Annotated in this window: 13 protein-coding genes; 10 read left to right on the top strand and 3 right to left on the bottom strand. The window is 67.3% G+C overall.

Going from position 1 to position 14,199, the window contains the following annotated elements; translation table 11 throughout:
* Window positions 1-48: 48 nt before the first annotated feature.
* The 4 genes from dctP to ACTIEY_RS03030 all read left to right on the top strand — a co-directional run bounded on the left by dctP (window position 49) and on the right by ACTIEY_RS03030 (window position 4,376).
* Complete coding sequence (gene dctP / locus ACTIEY_RS03045; protein WP_439517622.1) at window positions 49-1,095, top strand: TRAP transporter substrate-binding protein DctP; 1,047 nt, start codon at window positions 49-51, stop codon at window positions 1,093-1,095.
* Between the two features lie 65 nt (window positions 1,096-1,160).
* Complete coding sequence (locus tag ACTIEY_RS03040) at window positions 1,161-1,691, top strand: TRAP transporter small permease subunit (protein ID WP_439517621.1); 531 nt, start codon at window positions 1,161-1,163, stop codon at window positions 1,689-1,691.
* Window positions 1,692-1,752: 61 nt separating this feature from the next.
* On the top strand, window positions 1,753-3,069 hold the full coding sequence (locus ACTIEY_RS03035) for a TRAP transporter large permease (RefSeq protein WP_439517620.1): 1,317 nt from the start codon (window positions 1,753-1,755) through the stop codon (window positions 3,067-3,069).
* Window positions 3,070-3,098: 29 nt separating this feature from the next.
* Window positions 3,099-4,376 carry a hydroxymethylglutaryl-CoA reductase, degradative gene (locus ACTIEY_RS03030; RefSeq protein ID WP_439517619.1) on the top strand — a complete coding sequence of 426 codons (1,278 nt, stop codon included), beginning with the start codon at window positions 3,099-3,101 and terminating at the stop codon, window positions 4,374-4,376.
* A gap of 7 nt (window positions 4,377-4,383) precedes the next feature.
* On the opposite strand, the gene ACTIEY_RS03025 is transcribed toward ACTIEY_RS03030, so the two are convergent.
* A complete protein-coding gene (locus ACTIEY_RS03025; protein ID WP_439517618.1) occupies window positions 4,384-5,349 on the bottom strand; it encodes an EamA family transporter in 966 nt (321 codons plus the stop codon).
* A gap of 70 nt (window positions 5,350-5,419) precedes the next feature.
* Between ACTIEY_RS03025 and ACTIEY_RS03020 the strand changes: the two genes are divergently transcribed.
* Window positions 5,420-5,899, top strand: coding sequence for an Lrp/AsnC family transcriptional regulator (locus ACTIEY_RS03020; RefSeq protein WP_439517617.1), 480 nt, complete (start codon window positions 5,420-5,422; stop codon window positions 5,897-5,899).
* Between the two features lie 4 nt (window positions 5,900-5,903).
* Here ACTIEY_RS03020 and ACTIEY_RS03015 read toward each other — a convergent pair whose 3' ends face one another.
* Complete coding sequence (locus ACTIEY_RS03015) at window positions 5,904-7,358, bottom strand: 8-oxoguanine deaminase (protein ID WP_439517616.1); 1,455 nt, start codon at window positions 7,356-7,358, stop codon at window positions 5,904-5,906.
* 96 nt (window positions 7,359-7,454) lie between these two features.
* Window positions 7,455-8,363, bottom strand: coding sequence for a LysR family transcriptional regulator (locus ACTIEY_RS03010; RefSeq protein WP_439517615.1), 909 nt, complete (start codon window positions 8,361-8,363; stop codon window positions 7,455-7,457).
* A 136-nt stretch (window positions 8,364-8,499) separates the two neighbouring features.
* On the opposite strand from ACTIEY_RS03010, the gene gcl reads away from it, so the two are divergent.
* From gcl to ACTIEY_RS02985, 5 genes are all read left to right on the top strand, one after another.
* Entirely contained in the window at window positions 8,500-10,287 is a 1,788-nt protein-coding gene (gene gcl / locus ACTIEY_RS03005) for a glyoxylate carboligase (protein WP_439517614.1), read from the top strand.
* Between the two features lie 17 nt (window positions 10,288-10,304).
* On the top strand, window positions 10,305-11,102 hold the full coding sequence (gene hyi, locus ACTIEY_RS03000; RefSeq protein ID WP_439517613.1) for a hydroxypyruvate isomerase: 798 nt from the start codon (window positions 10,305-10,307) through the stop codon (window positions 11,100-11,102).
* 11 nt (window positions 11,103-11,113) lie between these two features.
* On the top strand, window positions 11,114-12,016 hold the full coding sequence (locus tag ACTIEY_RS02995; RefSeq protein WP_439517612.1) for a 2-hydroxy-3-oxopropionate reductase: 903 nt from the start codon (window positions 11,114-11,116) through the stop codon (window positions 12,014-12,016).
* Between the two features lie 134 nt (window positions 12,017-12,150).
* The gene (locus ACTIEY_RS02990) at window positions 12,151-13,476 is read left to right on the top strand and encodes a glycerate kinase type-2 family protein (RefSeq protein ID WP_439517611.1); all 1,326 of its coding nucleotides are present in this window, start codon (window positions 12,151-12,153) and stop codon (window positions 13,474-13,476) included.
* A 69-nt stretch (window positions 13,477-13,545) separates the two neighbouring features.
* Window positions 13,546-14,199, top strand: coding sequence for a DUF3348 family protein (locus tag ACTIEY_RS02985; RefSeq protein WP_439517610.1), 654 nt, complete (start codon window positions 13,546-13,548; stop codon window positions 14,197-14,199).

Below are 14,199 nucleotides of genomic sequence, written 5' to 3'. Positions count from 1 at the left end.
GCCAGACCGTGCGGGATGCCACAACCAGAATCGATTGGAGACAGACAGATGACCGAGAAAACCGTTGCGCGGCGCGCGATGCTGAAGTCCGCCCTGGCCGGGGCCGCCGTGGCGGGCCTTGCCGCGCCGAAGCTGGCAAGCGCCCAGTCCACCGTCACCTGGCGCATGCAGGCGCTGTGGGACGGCGGCACCACGCCGCAGAAGTTCGAGGAGCAGTTCGTGGCACGCGTGGCCGAACTCACGGGGGGTCGTTTCAAGATCAACCTGTTCGCCGCGGGCCAGATCGTGCCCGCCGCCCAGGCCTTCGATGCCGTGCGTGGCGGCGCCTTCGAGATGATGAAGACCTTCGACGGCTACGAAGCCGGCAAGATTCCGTCGTTCGCCTTCACCAGCACGGTGCCCTTCGGCTTTGCCGAGCCCGATGAGTACGAAGCCTGGTTCTATGAGAAGGGTGGCCTGGACATGGCCCGCCAGGCCTATGCGCCCGCCGGCCTGCACTACATCGCTCCCACCGTGTACGGCCAGGAGCCCCTGCACTCCAAGGTGCCGGTGCGCAAGATTGCCGACCTCGCAGGCAAAAAGGGCCGCTTCGTCGGGCTGGCCTCTTCGGTGATGGGCGCGTTCGGGGTGGCGGTGACGCCGCTGCCCACGGGCGAGGTGTATTCCGCGCTCGACAAGGGCGTGATCGACATGGCCGACCGCGGCGACCTCACCGCCAACTTCGAGGCGGGCCTGGCCGAAGTGGCCAAGTTCGTCATCGTGCCGGGCTTCCACCAGCCCACCACCGCCACCGCCTACGTGGCCAACCGCGGCGCGCACGACAAGCTGCCGGCCGAGTTCAAGGCCGCGCTGGCCGTGGCCGCGCGCGAGGTCTCGGGCGCGCTGCGCCAGCGCATCGTGGTGAACGACGCCGCGGTGCTCGCCAAGTACCAGGCCAAGGGCTGCGAGATCATCCGTTTCAGTGCGGCCGACGTGGCCGCCGCACGGCCCAAGGCCATCGAAGCCTGGCGCGCCGCCACCAAGGGTGATGCCCTGGCCGGCAAGATCCTGGACAGCCAGATCGCCTTCATGAAGGAACTGGGCCTGCTGGCCTGATCGCATGCGCCCCGCGCCGCCTGGGCGGTGCGGGGTGTTTTTGCTGCACCTTCAAGGAAACCGGTATGCCCGCCTGGTTGTCGGCGGCCACCTCGGCCGTCACGCGCCTGAACCGCGCCATCTTCTACCTCACCGTGTGGCTCATGGCCATCGTGGTGCCCGTGATGCTGTACGAGGTGGTGCGCCGCTACCTCTTCAACGACCCGACCGTCTGGGCCATGGAACTCGCGGTGCTGCTCTTCGGTCCGTACTTCCTGCTCGGGGGCCCCTACCTGCTGCACCTGCGCGGCCACGTCACGCTCGATCTCGTTCGCCAGCGCCTGAACGCCACCTGGCAGCGCCGCATGGACCTGGTGAACTTCCCCGTGATCATCCTGTTCTGCGCCATCCTCATCTACTTCAGCTGGCCGTCGGCCTGGAGCGCGTGGCAGTACCGCGAGACCAGCTTCTCGGCCTGGAACCCGCCCATCTGGCCGGCCAAGGCGGTGGTGCCGCTCTCCCTGGTGCTCATGCTGCTGCAGGCGGTGGTGGAGTTGTGTCGCGTCTTCTACCGCACCGATGTCGAGCTCGTGGTGAATGAGGTGCCGACAGCATGAGCGCAGCGCAGAACCGCTTCAAGCAAGCTCGCACCGCAGCCCACAGGGCGGAGGTATTCCAGTGAGCCCGAACACCATCCTCTTGCTGATGTTCGGCAGCCTCACGCTGTTCATGCTCAGCGGCCTGCCGATCGCGTTCGTGCTCGGCGGTTTGTCGCTGCTTTTCATCGTCACGCTGTGGGAACCCAGCGCGGTGATCGTGCTGGTGCTGCAGATCTACGACACCATGAAGTCGGAAGCGCTGCTCGCCATTCCGCTCTTCATCCTGATGGCCTGCATCCTGCAGCGCTCCGGCGTGATTGAAGACCTCTACAAGGCCATGGAGTTGTGGTTCGGCCGCTTGCGTGGCGGTCTGGCGATTGGCACCGTCATCATCTGCGTGGTGATGGCGGCCATGACCGGCGTGGTGGGTGCGGCGGTCACCGCCATGGGCATCCTGGCGCTGCCAGAGATGCTGCGCCGGGGCTACAAGCCCGAACTCGCGCTGGGCACCATCTGCGCATCGGGCACGCTGGGCATCCTCATTCCACCGTCGGTGCTCACCATCGTCTACGCCGTCACGGCGCAGGTCTCCATTGGCCAGATGCTGATTGCCGGCCTCATCCCCGGGTTGATCCTGGCCTCGCTCTACATCGCCTACATCGTGGTGGTGGGCTGGCTCAAGCCGGAGTGGGTGCCGCTGGACCCGAGCACGCGCCAGGCGCCGCTGCGCGACAAGATCGTGGCGCTCAAGGCGCTGGTGTTTCCGAGCATGCTGATCGTGCTCATCCTCGGTTCCATCTTCTTCGGCATCGCCACACCCACCGAGTCGGCCGCCGTGGGCGTGGCCGGCGCCATCGTGCCCGCGCTGTTCAAGCGCAAGCTGAACCTGCCCATGCTGAGCCAGGCAGGCGTGGACACGCTCAAGGCCACATCGATGATTCTCTGGATCACGCTCGGCGCCAAGGCGTATGTGGCGATCTTCACCGGACTCGGTGGTGCGGACACGCTGCTCGAATTCATCAAGGGCATGGAAGTGAACCGCTGGTGGATCCTGGCCGCCATGATGCTGCTGCTGATCTTCCTGGGCACGGTGCTCGATGAGCTCGGCATCATCCTGCTCACCGTGCCGGTGTTCCTGCCCATCGTGCGCCTGCTCGGCTTCGACGAGATCTGGTTCGGCGTGCTCTACGCCATCACGATCCAGATGGGCTACATCAGCCCGCCGTTCGGCTACACGCTGTTCTACATCAAGGGCACCTTGCCCAAGCACATCGGCATGGGTGCGGTCTACAAGGGAATCATTCCCTTCTTCTTTCTGCAGTTCGTCGGCCTGCTGATCTGCGCCGCTTTCCCCGACCTCATCACCTGGCTGCCGAAGCTCATGGCTTCACGCTGATTCCGCACTTCCTCATCAAGGTTCACCCCATGAACACCCACACACCCTCCAGCCGCATTGGCGGCTTCCACAAGCTGGCCGTGGCCCAGCGCATCGAGCGCGTGGCGCAGTTCGCCCACCTCGGCGCCGACGACCAGGCCCTGCTCGCGCAGACCGGCAACCTCCCGGCCGAGACCGCCGACCACATGATCGAGAACTTCGTCGGCACCATGAACATCCCCATGGGCGTGGCGACCAACCTGCGCATCGATGGCCGCGACCGGCTCGTGCCCATGGCCACCGAGGAATCGTCGGTGGTGGCGGCGGTGTGCAACGCGGCACGCCAGAGCTACGACGCGGGCGGTTTCGTCACGTCAATGTCGGGCACGCAGATGATTGCGCAGATCCAGCTGACCGGCGTGAGCGATCCTCAGCAGGCACGCATCCGCATCCTGGAGCGCAAGGAAGACATTCGTGCGATGTGCGACGCCTGCGACCCGGTGCTGGTCAAGCTCGGTGGCGGTTTTCGCGATCTGGAAGTGCGATTGCTCGACACCCGCGGCGGCGCGATGGTGATCACTCACCTCATCGTGGACACGCGCGACGCCATGGGCGCCAACGCGGTCAACACCATGGCCGAGAAGCTGGCGCCCCACATTGCGCAGTGGACTTCGGGCACCACCAACCTGCGCATCCTCTCCAACCTGGCGGACCGCCGGCTGGCGCGCGCCCGCTGCGTGTGGCCGCTGGACGCCATCGGCGGTGCCGAGGTGCGCGACGCCATGCTCTCGGCGTACCACTTCGCCGATGCCGATCCTTATCGCGCGGCCACGCACAACAAGGGCATCATGAACGGCGTGAGCGCCGTGGTGCTCGCCACCGGCAACGACACGCGCGCGGTGGAAGCCGGCGCCCACGCCTACGCCGCACGCAGCGGGCGCTACGCCAGCCTCACCGCGTGGGAAGCCACCGCCCGCGGTGACCTGGCGGGCACCATCGAACTGCCCATGGCCGTGGGCCTGGTGGGTGGCGCGACCAAGGTGCACCCCATGGCGCGCCTGGCACTGAAGATCCTGAACGTGGGCAGCGCCGAAGAACTCGCCCGCATCATCGCGGCGGTGGGCCTGGCGCAGAACTTCTCGGCCCTGAAGGCGCTGGCCACCACCGGCATCCAGAAAGGCCACATGGCGCTGCACGCGCAGAACATCGCCATGATGGCCGGCGCGGTGGGCGACGAGATCGACCGCCTGGCTCAGGTGCTGGTGGCCAAGGGCATGGTGCGCATGGATGTGGCCGAGGTTGAACTGGGCCTGCTGCGCAACCCCTGAGGGGCGATCAGCGCACGCCCGGCATGGAATCGGTACGCCGTGCCGGCCAGAGCGCGCGAAGCAGGCGCATGAGGTCGCGCCCATACAGGATGAGCGCCAGCGCCAGCAGGATCAGCGGCATCGCCACGAACACCCAACCCGTCAGGCGCTCACCCGCCAGCATCACGCCCACGCACAACGCCACCACCGGGTTCACGAATGAATAGCTGCCGGCCAGCGCGGCGGAGCTGTTCTTGAGCAGCCACAGGTACGCATTGAGCGTCACCATGGTCCCCATGACCACGAGGTAGAGCCAGGCCAGCGCCGAGGCCAGCGACACCTGGGCCCATGCCATGTCGCGCGCGCCGGGCTCGAACGACCACGCGACCACCAGCCCGAGCAGGCCACCCAGCAGCCACTGCGCTGCCGAGGCCATGGCGGGCGGGGGAAGATCGAGTCGACGGGAGGCGTAGGAGCCCAGACTCCAGGCCAGGGGCGCACCGAAGGCGCACAGCGTGCCGGCCAGCGTGGTGGAGAAGTCGCCTTCGAGGGCCAGCAGCGCCGCGCCGGCGCCGCCCAGCACGAGGCCGATCCAGCTCGTGACCGGCACGCGCTCGCCGCCCCAGCGCGTCCAGAGCGCCAGCCACATCGGCATGGTGGTCACCACCGTGGCCATGAGCCCGGAGCCGATGCCCAGTTTCTGCGCCAGCACCACCAGGCCCATGGCGGCAAACGCCATGAGTGAACCGATGAGCGCGCTGGCGCGCCATTGGCTCGCCGTGGGCCAGGACAGTCCTTGCCAGCGCGCGATCGCCAGCATGAGCAGGCCCGCGAGGAGGAAACGCGCACCGTTCATGAGCAACGGCGGCAGTGTCTGCATGGCCACATCGAGTGCGAAATAGGTGGTGCCCCACACCAGATACACGATGAGCAGGGCGCCGCCCAGCTTGAGGGTTTGGCGATCCAGGGCTTTGGGGTTGAAAATGGACGGCATATCCGGCTCTGCGTAGGATAATTTCCGGCGAAACGCCGTGTGTCCGTATTTTGAACAGATTTCAGCCCCCATGCAAGCAAATATTCAGCTCGACGACACAGACGCCAGAATTCTTACGGCCCTCAGCAGCGACAGCCGTCGTTCGTATGCCGACGTGGCCTCCGAGGTGGGGCTGTCCACCGCGGCGGTGCACGAACGGGTGAAGAAGATGGTGGAGCGCGGCGTGATCGAGCGCTTCTCGCTCAGCGTCGACCCCGATCGCGTCGGCCTGCGCTTCACGGCCTTTGTCGCCATCCGCAACGACGGCGGTGCCCATTGCCGCGACATCGCGCCGCGCCTGCAGGAACTGCCGGAGGTGCTGGAGTTGCACAGCGTGGCCGGTGAACACGACTTTCTGGCGAAGATCCGCACCACCCATGCGCGAGCGCTGGAAGACGTGCTCTACAAGATCAAGGCCATTCCGGGCGTGGCGCGAACCACCAGCACGGTGGTGCTGAACACCGAGTTCGAGGATCGGCCTTTGCAGTTGCCCAGCAGCGGCGAGGCCTGACGGCTCACGCGCTGCGTGCCGCCTGCGCGAGCTGCATCGCCAGCCGGTTGTGCCGCTCCACCAGCGGGCCGAGGTCCAGCGTGGTGAGCTGACCATCCCGCACCACCACCCGGCCATTCACCACCGTGTGCGCGGCGATGGGGCTCGCGCAGAGCAGCAGGCTGGCCACTGGGTCGTGCACCGCACCGCCGGCAAAGCCGAGCGTGCGCAGGTCGAAGAGGGCGAGGTCGGCGCACATGCCGGGTGCGAGGTGGCCCACGTCGGATCGGCCCAGCACCTGTGCGCCGCCGCGCGTGGCGAGGTGCAATGCGTCGCGCGCCGTCATTTCTGACGGCCCGAGGTCGCAGCCGAAGAAGGTCTTGCCACCGCGAACTTCGGGCGCTTGCAGAGCCCGCCCCACGCGCGCCAGCAACAGGGCCTGGCGCGCTTCGTTGACCAGGTGTGCGCCGTCGTTGCTCGCGCTGCCGTCCACGCCCAGGCCCACCGGCACACCCGCATCCAGCATGCGGCGCACCGGCGCGATGCCCGAAGCCAGGCGCATGTTGCTGCAGGGGCAATGGGCCACGCCCGTGCGGCTGGCGGCGAACAGCGAAATGCCTTCGTCGTCGAGCTTCACGCAGTGCGCGTGCCACACGTCATCGCCCAGCCAGCCCAGTTCCTGCGCGTACTGCGCAGGCGTCTTGTTGAACTTCTCGCGGCTGTAGGCGATGTCGTGGTCGTTCTCCGCCAGGTGGGTATGAAGGCGCACACGCTGGCCCTGGAAACTGCGGGCCAGAGCGGCGCTCTCCCTCATCAGCGCCGGGCTCACCGAGAACGGTGAACAAGGGGCCAGCGCCACCTGCAGCATCGCGCCATGGCGCGCGTCGTGCCAGGTCTCGATGAGGCGCTGGCTGTCTTTCAGGATCGCGTCCTCTTTCTCCACCACCGAATCGGGCGGCAGGCCGCCGGCGCTGGCGCCCACGCTCATGCTGCCGCGTGTGGCGAGAAAGCGCATGTCGATGGCCTGTGCCGCCTCGATGCTGTCTTCGAGCCGAACACCGTTGGGGTAGATGTAGAGATGGTCGCTGGTGGTGGTGCAGCCACTCAGGAGCAGCTCGGCCATGGCGATCTGCGTGGAAACCTGCACCATCTCGGGGGTGAGGCCGGCCCAGATGGGATAGAGCCCGCGCAGCCAGCCGAAGAGTTCGGCGTCTTGCACGGCAGGGATCGCCCGCGTGAGGCTCTGGACCATGTGGTGGTGCGTGTTCACCAGCCCCGGCGTCACCAGGTGGCCGCGTGCGTCGATCACGTCGTGTGCCTCGCCTCGAAGCGCCGGTGGCAGGTCCGCCTGCGGGCCGATCCATTCGATGAGATTGCCGCGCACGAACAGCGACGCGTCCTTCAGCTCGCGGCCATTTGCGGGGTCGTCGTGGTCGAAGGTGGCGATGCAGGTGGCGTTCTGGATCAGCAGGGTGTTCATGGTGGCGCACTTCAGAAAACCGTTCGGGCTGAGCCTGTCGAAGCCCTGGCCGAGGTGTTGGTGAGCCCTTCGACAGGCTCAGGGCGAACGGAGAACTTAACCTCCGAGCCAATAGTTCGGACGGGCATAGACCTTCTTCAGGTGGTCGATGAAAAACCGCACCTTGGCCGGCAGATGGCGCTGCTGCGGGTACACGGCGAGGATGTCGTAGGCGGGCAGGGCGAAATCGTCGAGCACGGTGACCAGGTCGCCGCGCTGCAGTTGCGCCTGGATCTCCCAGGTGGAGCGCCAGCCCAGGCCCAGTCCTTCGCTCACCCAGCGGTGCAACAGCTCGCCGTCGTTGCAGTCCAGGTTGCCCTCGGCGCGCACGGTCACGGTCTTGCCGTCCTGCTGGAAATACCAGCCGCGCTGCTGCCCGCCCTGCAGGTTGAAGGCCAGGCAGTTGTGACGTTTCAGATCGTCCAGCGTCTTTGGCTTGCCGTGCTTGCGAAAGTAGGCCGGCGTGCCGCACACCACGCGCTGGTTGGTGGCGAGGTGCACGGCCACGAAGTTGGGGTCGATCGCTCCGCCGATGCGCAGGCCCACGTCGTAGCCCTCGCGCACCAGGTCCACCACCCGGTCGGTGAGATTGAAGGAAATCTTCACCTCCGGGTTGGCCTTGAGGAATGCACTGGCGTGCGGCGCTACGTGCAGGCGCCCGAACGCCGCCGGGGCAGATACCACCAGGTGCCCGCTGGCGCGGTGCTTCTGCGCCGACACCGTGGCCTCCGCCGCCGCCCATTGCGCCAGCAGCGCCCGGCATTCGTCCAGGTACCTTGCGCCTTGCTCGGTGAGCGCGAGCCGCCGCGTGGAGCGGTGGATGAGCTGCGTGCCGAGCCGGCGTTCAAGCGCGTCGATGCGCCGGCCCATCATCACCGGGGTGATACCCGCGTGCGGTGCGGCCGCGGCCAGGCTGCCGTGCTCCATCACCTGCACGAAGGCTTCGATTTCCTTGAAGCGGTCCATGGCGGCATGTTAACGCCGGCTCGCTGCGATTGCATACCAGAAGTACCGAATCAAAGTACCGACGCTGCCATTCCCAAGGAGACGGCATCTGCCTAGCATCCACACCAGTCCATCAACCCAGGTAAGGAATCGCACCATGGCCCGAATGACTGCGGCGCAAGCCGCCATCTGTGTGCTGGAGAAGGAAGGCGTCTCCCAGGCCTTCGGCGTGCCCGGCGCCGCCATCAACCCTTTCTATGCGGCCATGCGCGAGCGCGGCAGCATCAGCCACATCCTGGCGCGCCATGTGGAGGCCGCTTCGCACATGGCCGAGGGCTACACGCGTGCCAAGGCCGGCCACATCGGCCTGTGCATCGGCACGAGCGGACCCGCTGGCACCGACATGATCACCGGCCTCTATTCCGCGCAGGCCGACAGCATCCCCATCCTGTGCGTGACCGGGCAGGCACCGCGCGCCCGGCTCTACAAGGAGGACTTCCAGGCGGTGGACATCGAGAGCATCGCCAAGCCGGTGACCAAATGGGCCGTCACGGTGCGCGAGCCCGCGCTGGTGCCGCGCGTGTTCCAGCAGGCCTTCCACCTCATGCGCTCGGGCCGGCCCGGTCCGGTGCTGATCGACCTGCCGTTCGACGTTCAGATGGCGCAGATCGAGTTCGACCCCGACACCTACGAACCGCTGCCGGTCTACAAACCCGCCGCGAGCCGCAGGCAGATCGAGAAAGCGCTGGACATGCTGGCCGCCAGCACCAAGCCGCTGATCGTGGCGGGCGGCGGCATCATCAACGCCGACGCGGCCGACCTGCTGGTGGAGTTCGCCGAGCTCACCGGCGTGCCGGTGATCCCCACGTTGATGGGCTGGGGCACGATCCCCGACGACCACCCGCTCATGGCCGGCATGGTGGGCCTGCAGACCAGCCACCGCTACGGCAACGCGACCATGCTGGCAAGCGACTTCGTGGTCGGCATTGGCAACCGCTGGGCCAACCGCCACACTGGTTCCGTCGAGACTTACACCAAAGGCCGCCAGTTCGTGCACGTGGACATCGAGCCCACGCAGATCGGCCGCGTGTTCGACCCGGACTTCGGCATCGTGTCCGACGCCAGGGCCGCGCTCGAGCTCTTCGTGCAGGTGGCACGCGAGCGCAAGGGCGCCGGCCACTGGCCGAGCTACGCCGACTGGGCCGGTCGCTGCGCAGAGCGCAAGCGCTCCATGTTGCGCCAGACGCATTTCGAGCAGATTCCCATGAAGCCGCACCGCGTGTACGAAGAGATGAACGCCGTCTTTGGCCGCGACACCGTCTACGTGAGCACGATTGGCCTGTCGCAGATTGCGGGCGCGCAGTTCCTGCATGTGTACGGTCCACGCCAGTGGATCAACTGCGGCCAGGCGGGGCCGCTGGGCTGGACGCTCCCGGCCGCCCTGGGTGTGGTCGCCTCCGACCCGACGAAGAGCGTGGTGGCGCTTTCCGGCGACTACGACTTCCAGTTCCTCATCGAAGAGCTGGCAGTGGGTGCACAGTTCCGCCTGCCTTATGTGCACGTGCTTGTGAACAACTCCTACCTGGGCCTCATTCGGCAGAGCCAGCGCGGCTTCGACATGGACTACTGCGTGCAACTGGCGTTCGAGAACCAGAACATCGGCGAAGACGCCGGCGATTTGCGAGGCTACGGCGTGGACCACGTGGCGGTGGTGGAAGGGCTTGGTTGCAAGGCCCTGCGCGTGACCGATCCGGAACAGCTGCAGGGGGCGTTTCGCCAGGCCCAGCAGATGGCCGCGCAGCACCGCGTGCCGGTGGTCGTGGAATGCATACTCGAACGCGTCACCAACATCGCCATGGGCACCGAGATCGACAGGATCAACGAATTCGAGGCGATCGATTGCCGTGCGCCGCAGGGCCTGGAAACCGTCGGCCTGCTGGACTAGAACAAGGAACCGAAGACATGCCGAAATTCGCCGCCAACCTTTCCATGCTCTGGAACGAGTTGCCGTTCCTGGAACGCTTCGATGCCGCCGCTCGCGCGGGATTCAAGGCCGTGGAGTTCCTGTTTCCCTACGACTTTCGGGCCGAGGAAATCAGCCAGCGCCTGGAGCAGAACCACCTGAAGCTGGTGTTGCACAACATGCCGCCCGGCGATTGGGCGAAGGGCGAGCGCGGCAAGGCCTGCTGGCCCGGTGGCGAAGACGGGTTCCGCGCCAACGTGGCGCTGGCCCTGCAATACGCCCGTGCGCTGGGCACGCCCCACCTGCATTGCATGGCTGGCATCCCGCCGGCCGGTGTGAGCCGCGCGCAGGCGCACGCCACGCTGGTCGGCAACCTGCGTTTTGCTGCCAATGCCGCGAAACAGCAGGGCGTGCGCCTGCTGCTCGAACCCATCAACCATTTCGACATGCCGGGCTTCTTCGTCAACCGCCCGCGCCAGGCGATCGAGATCCTGGACGAGGTCGGCTCGGACAACCTCTTCCTGCAGTACGACATCTACCATGCGCAGCGCATGGAAGGCGAACTGGCCCGCACCATCCAGGACCTGTTGCCGCGCATCGCCCACATGCAACTGGCCGACACACCGGGTCGCCACGAGCCGGGCACGGGCGAGATCCACTACCGCTATCTGTTCGATCGCATCGACGAACTCGGCTACACGGGCCACATCGGCTGCGAATACAAGCCGCGCGATGCAGGCCCGGGCGGCACCGATAAGGGTCTGGTCTGGCTTGCCGAGCACCAACAGACCTTGTAGAGGCCACACGCATGACATCGAACAACACACTCAAGGTGGGCTTCATCGGCCTGGGCATCATGGGCGCGCCGATGGCGCTCAACCTGCGCAAGGCAGGGCACACACTCTTCGTGTCCAGCCGTGGCAAGGTCCCCGCAGTGTTTGCGGAGCAGGGCGCCACGGTCTGCACCAACGCCGCCGAGGTGGCCAGGCGCGCCGACGTGGTGATCATCATGGTCCCCGACACGCCGCACGTGGAAGACGTGCTGTTCGGCGAGACCGGCGTGGCCAGGGCCCTGGCCAGGGGCAAGCTCGTGATCGACATGAGCTCCATCAGCCCCATGGCCACCAAGCAGTTCGCACAGAAGATCAACGCGCTGGGCTGCGAGTACCTGGATGCGCCGGTGAGCGGCGGGGAAGTGGGCGCGAAAGCCGCGAGCCTGACCATCATGGTGGGCGGCCAGCCCACGGCCTTCGAGCGTGCGAAGCCGCTGTTCGAAGCGATGGGCAGGAACATCACGCTGGTGGGCGGTAATGGCGACGGCCAGACCACCAAGGTGGCCAACCAGATCATCGTGGCGCTCAACATCGAGGCGGTGGCCGAAGCCCTGCTGTTCGCCAGCAAGGCCGGTGCCGATCCAGCGCGCGTGCGCCAGGCGCTGATGGGTGGTTTCGCAGCCAGCCGCATCCTGGAAGTGCACGGCGAACGCATGGTCAAGCGCACCTTCAGCCCGGGTTTCCGCATCGAGCTGCACCAGAAAGACCTGAACCTGGCGCTGCAGGGGGCCAAGGAACTGGGCGTGAGCCTGCCGCACACCGCCAGCGCCGCCCAGCTCATGCAGAGCTGCGCCGCACACGGCATGGCGGGACTGGATCACTCGGCGCTGTGCCGCAGCCTTGAAATGATGGCAGGCCATGAGATTGCGCCCGGCTGATCGCCGCCCCCAGCCGGTGGGCCGTTCGCCCTGAGCCTGTCGAAGGTTTCCCAGCGAGGCTTCGACAGGCTCAGCCCGAACGGGGGTGAGCACAGGCGTCAAGGCGTCGGCCTGCCAGCACTAAACTCGCCCCCATGCCCCAGCCGACCGCCACCCCCAGCCTGAACGATCCCCGTGCCCTCCTGCGTCACCTGTACGACGTGGCGGTGCAGCGCGCGCTGCCACTGCACAACACCGCCGCCCACCTGCCGCAGCCGCCCAAGGGTCGCACGCTGGTGCTGGGCGCCGGCAAGGCTGGAGGAGCCATGGCGCAGGCGGTGGAAGCCCTGTGGCCCGCCGATGCGCCCCTCAGTGGGCTGGTCGTCACGCGCTACCACCACACGCCCCCGCGTCCGCAGGGCCTGCCTCGGCGCATCGAGGTGGTGGAGGCCTCGCACCCCGTGCCCGATGCCGCCGGGCTCGAAGCGGCGCAGCGCATCCTGCAACTCGCCGAAGGCCTCACCGCCGACGACCTGGTCCTCTGCCTCGTCTCGGGTGGTGGCTCGGCGCTGCTCACGCTGCCTTGTGATGGCCTGACGCTCGAGGACAAGCAGCGCATCAACCGGCAGTTGCTGGAAAGCGGCGCGCACATCGGGGAGATGAACACGGTGCGCAAGCACCTCTCGCGCATCAAGGGCGGGCGGCTCGCCGCAGCGTGTGCGCCGGCCCGCGTGGTCACGCTGACCATCAGCGACGTGCCGGGCGACGACGTGAGCGTGATCGCCAGCGGGCCCACGGTGGCCGACGCGTCCACCTGTGCCGAGGCGCTGGACATCCTGCGCCGTTATGGCATCGATGTGCCCGCGTCCGTGCGCGCGCAGCTCGAGAGCGGCGCACTGGAGACGCCCAAGCCGGGCGACCCGCGTCTGCAGGGCCATGAAGTGCAGTTGATCGCCACACCGCAACAAAGCCTGGAAGCGGCCGCCGAGGCCGCGCGCAGGCTGGGCCTGAACGTGGTGCTGCTCAGCGACGAGATCGAGGGCGAGTCGCGCGAGGTGGGCAAGGTGCACGCGGCGCTGGCGCGCTCCACCGCGCTGGGGCGCAGCAGCCTTCCGAAACCCTGCGTGATCCTCAGTGGCGGCGAAACCACGGTGACCGTGCGCCCGCGCGCTGAAGGCCAGCCCAAGGGGCGAGGTGGGCGCGCCGGCGAGTTCTGCCTGGGGCTGGCGCAGGCCCTGGGCGGCCAGCCCGGCGTGTGGGCCCTGGCGGCCGACACCGACGGCATCGACGGGGTGGAAGATAATGCGGGCGCGCTGGTCACGCCCGACACGCTCGTCCGGGCCGGTGCCCAGGGCCTGAAGGTCACCGACCACCTGGCCCGCAACGACGCCTATGGCTTCTTCCAGCCGATCGGCGACCTGGTCATCACCGGGCCTACGCACACCAACGTGAACGACTTCCGCGCCGTGCTGGTGGTCTGAACGCCTCCCGGTGTGTGCATGGCGTGGCGGTGTCCACCAGCCATGTGAAGTCTTCCAAAGGACCCGTGTTTGCGTAACAGCCATTTCAACCGTTCCCCGCTGGTGCGACAGCTCGCCGCCTGGCTGCCCGCCGAGGCGCACGCCGCGCCGCGGCGCGACATCGGCGAGCGCCTGGGCGAATGGCTGAACGTGGCCGACGCCATCGCGCTGCATTCGGCGCACCAGGGCCTGCCCCACACCCGGATGCGCCGACGCGCTGGCCAGCGGCTGGATGCACTCGCCGCGCAGGCCGAGCTGCTGCGTGTGCGGGACACCTTGTCCCGATCCATCGCTGCACCGCCCATCCATCCCGTCCAGGCGTCCGACGCCGAGTTCGCGCCGCACCACCAGCGCCACCTGGACCTGCAACGCAAGATGGAGCTGGCCATCGACGCCTTTCGCGAGCACCTGCGCCAGGCGCTCAGCCATACGTCGGTTCGCCTGGCGCAACTGGCCGCGCTGGACGCGGTGTTGGATCAGATGCTCGGCGGGCGTGAACAGAAGCTGCTGGCCGGGATACCGGCACTGCTGAAGAGCCGCTTCCAGCAGTTGCGCAAGGCGCAGCCGCAAGATTGGCCGCCGATTTTCGAACACGATTTCCAGCAGACGCTTCGCGCCGAACTGGATTTGCGCCTGCAGCCCGTGACCGGGCTGGTGGAAGCGCTGACCGAAGAACCGAACTGA

Source organism: Hydrogenophaga sp., from assembly GCF_051858985.1.
GTDB lineage: Bacteria > Pseudomonadota > Gammaproteobacteria > Burkholderiales > Burkholderiaceae_C > Hydrogenophaga.
The sequence above is the reverse complement of the archived record's forward strand: the minus strand, read 5'-3'. Positions and strand labels throughout refer to the sequence as shown.

Bases quoted from the DNA above. Each gene is read 5' to 3' on its own strand.
- ACTIEY_RS03025 (WP_439517618.1), bottom strand. From the start codon at position 5,349: ATGCCGTCCATTTTCAACCCCAAAGCCCTGGATCGCCAAACCCTCAAG.
- ACTIEY_RS03010 (WP_439517615.1), bottom strand. From the start codon at position 8,363: ATGGACCGCTTCAAGGAAATCGAAGCCTTCGTGCAGGTGATGGAGCAC.
- ACTIEY_RS03015 (WP_439517616.1), bottom strand. From the start codon at position 7,358: ATGAACACCCTGCTGATCCAGAACGCCACCTGCATCGCCACCTTCGAC.
- dctP (WP_439517622.1), top strand. From the start codon at position 49: ATGACCGAGAAAACCGTTGCGCGGCGCGCGATGCTGAAGTCCGCCCTG.
- ACTIEY_RS02990 (WP_439517611.1), top strand. From the start codon at position 12,151: ATGCCCCAGCCGACCGCCACCCCCAGCCTGAACGATCCCCGTGCCCTC.
- ACTIEY_RS02995 (WP_439517612.1), top strand. From the start codon at position 11,114: ATGACATCGAACAACACACTCAAGGTGGGCTTCATCGGCCTGGGCATC.
- hyi (WP_439517613.1), top strand. From the start codon at position 10,305: ATGCCGAAATTCGCCGCCAACCTTTCCATGCTCTGGAACGAGTTGCCG.
- ACTIEY_RS03030 (WP_439517619.1), top strand. From the start codon at position 3,099: ATGAACACCCACACACCCTCCAGCCGCATTGGCGGCTTCCACAAGCTG.
- ACTIEY_RS03040 (WP_439517621.1), top strand. From the start codon at position 1,161: ATGCCCGCCTGGTTGTCGGCGGCCACCTCGGCCGTCACGCGCCTGAAC.
- ACTIEY_RS03020 (WP_439517617.1), top strand. From the start codon at position 5,420: ATGCAAGCAAATATTCAGCTCGACGACACAGACGCCAGAATTCTTACG.
- gcl (WP_439517614.1), top strand. From the start codon at position 8,500: ATGGCCCGAATGACTGCGGCGCAAGCCGCCATCTGTGTGCTGGAGAAG.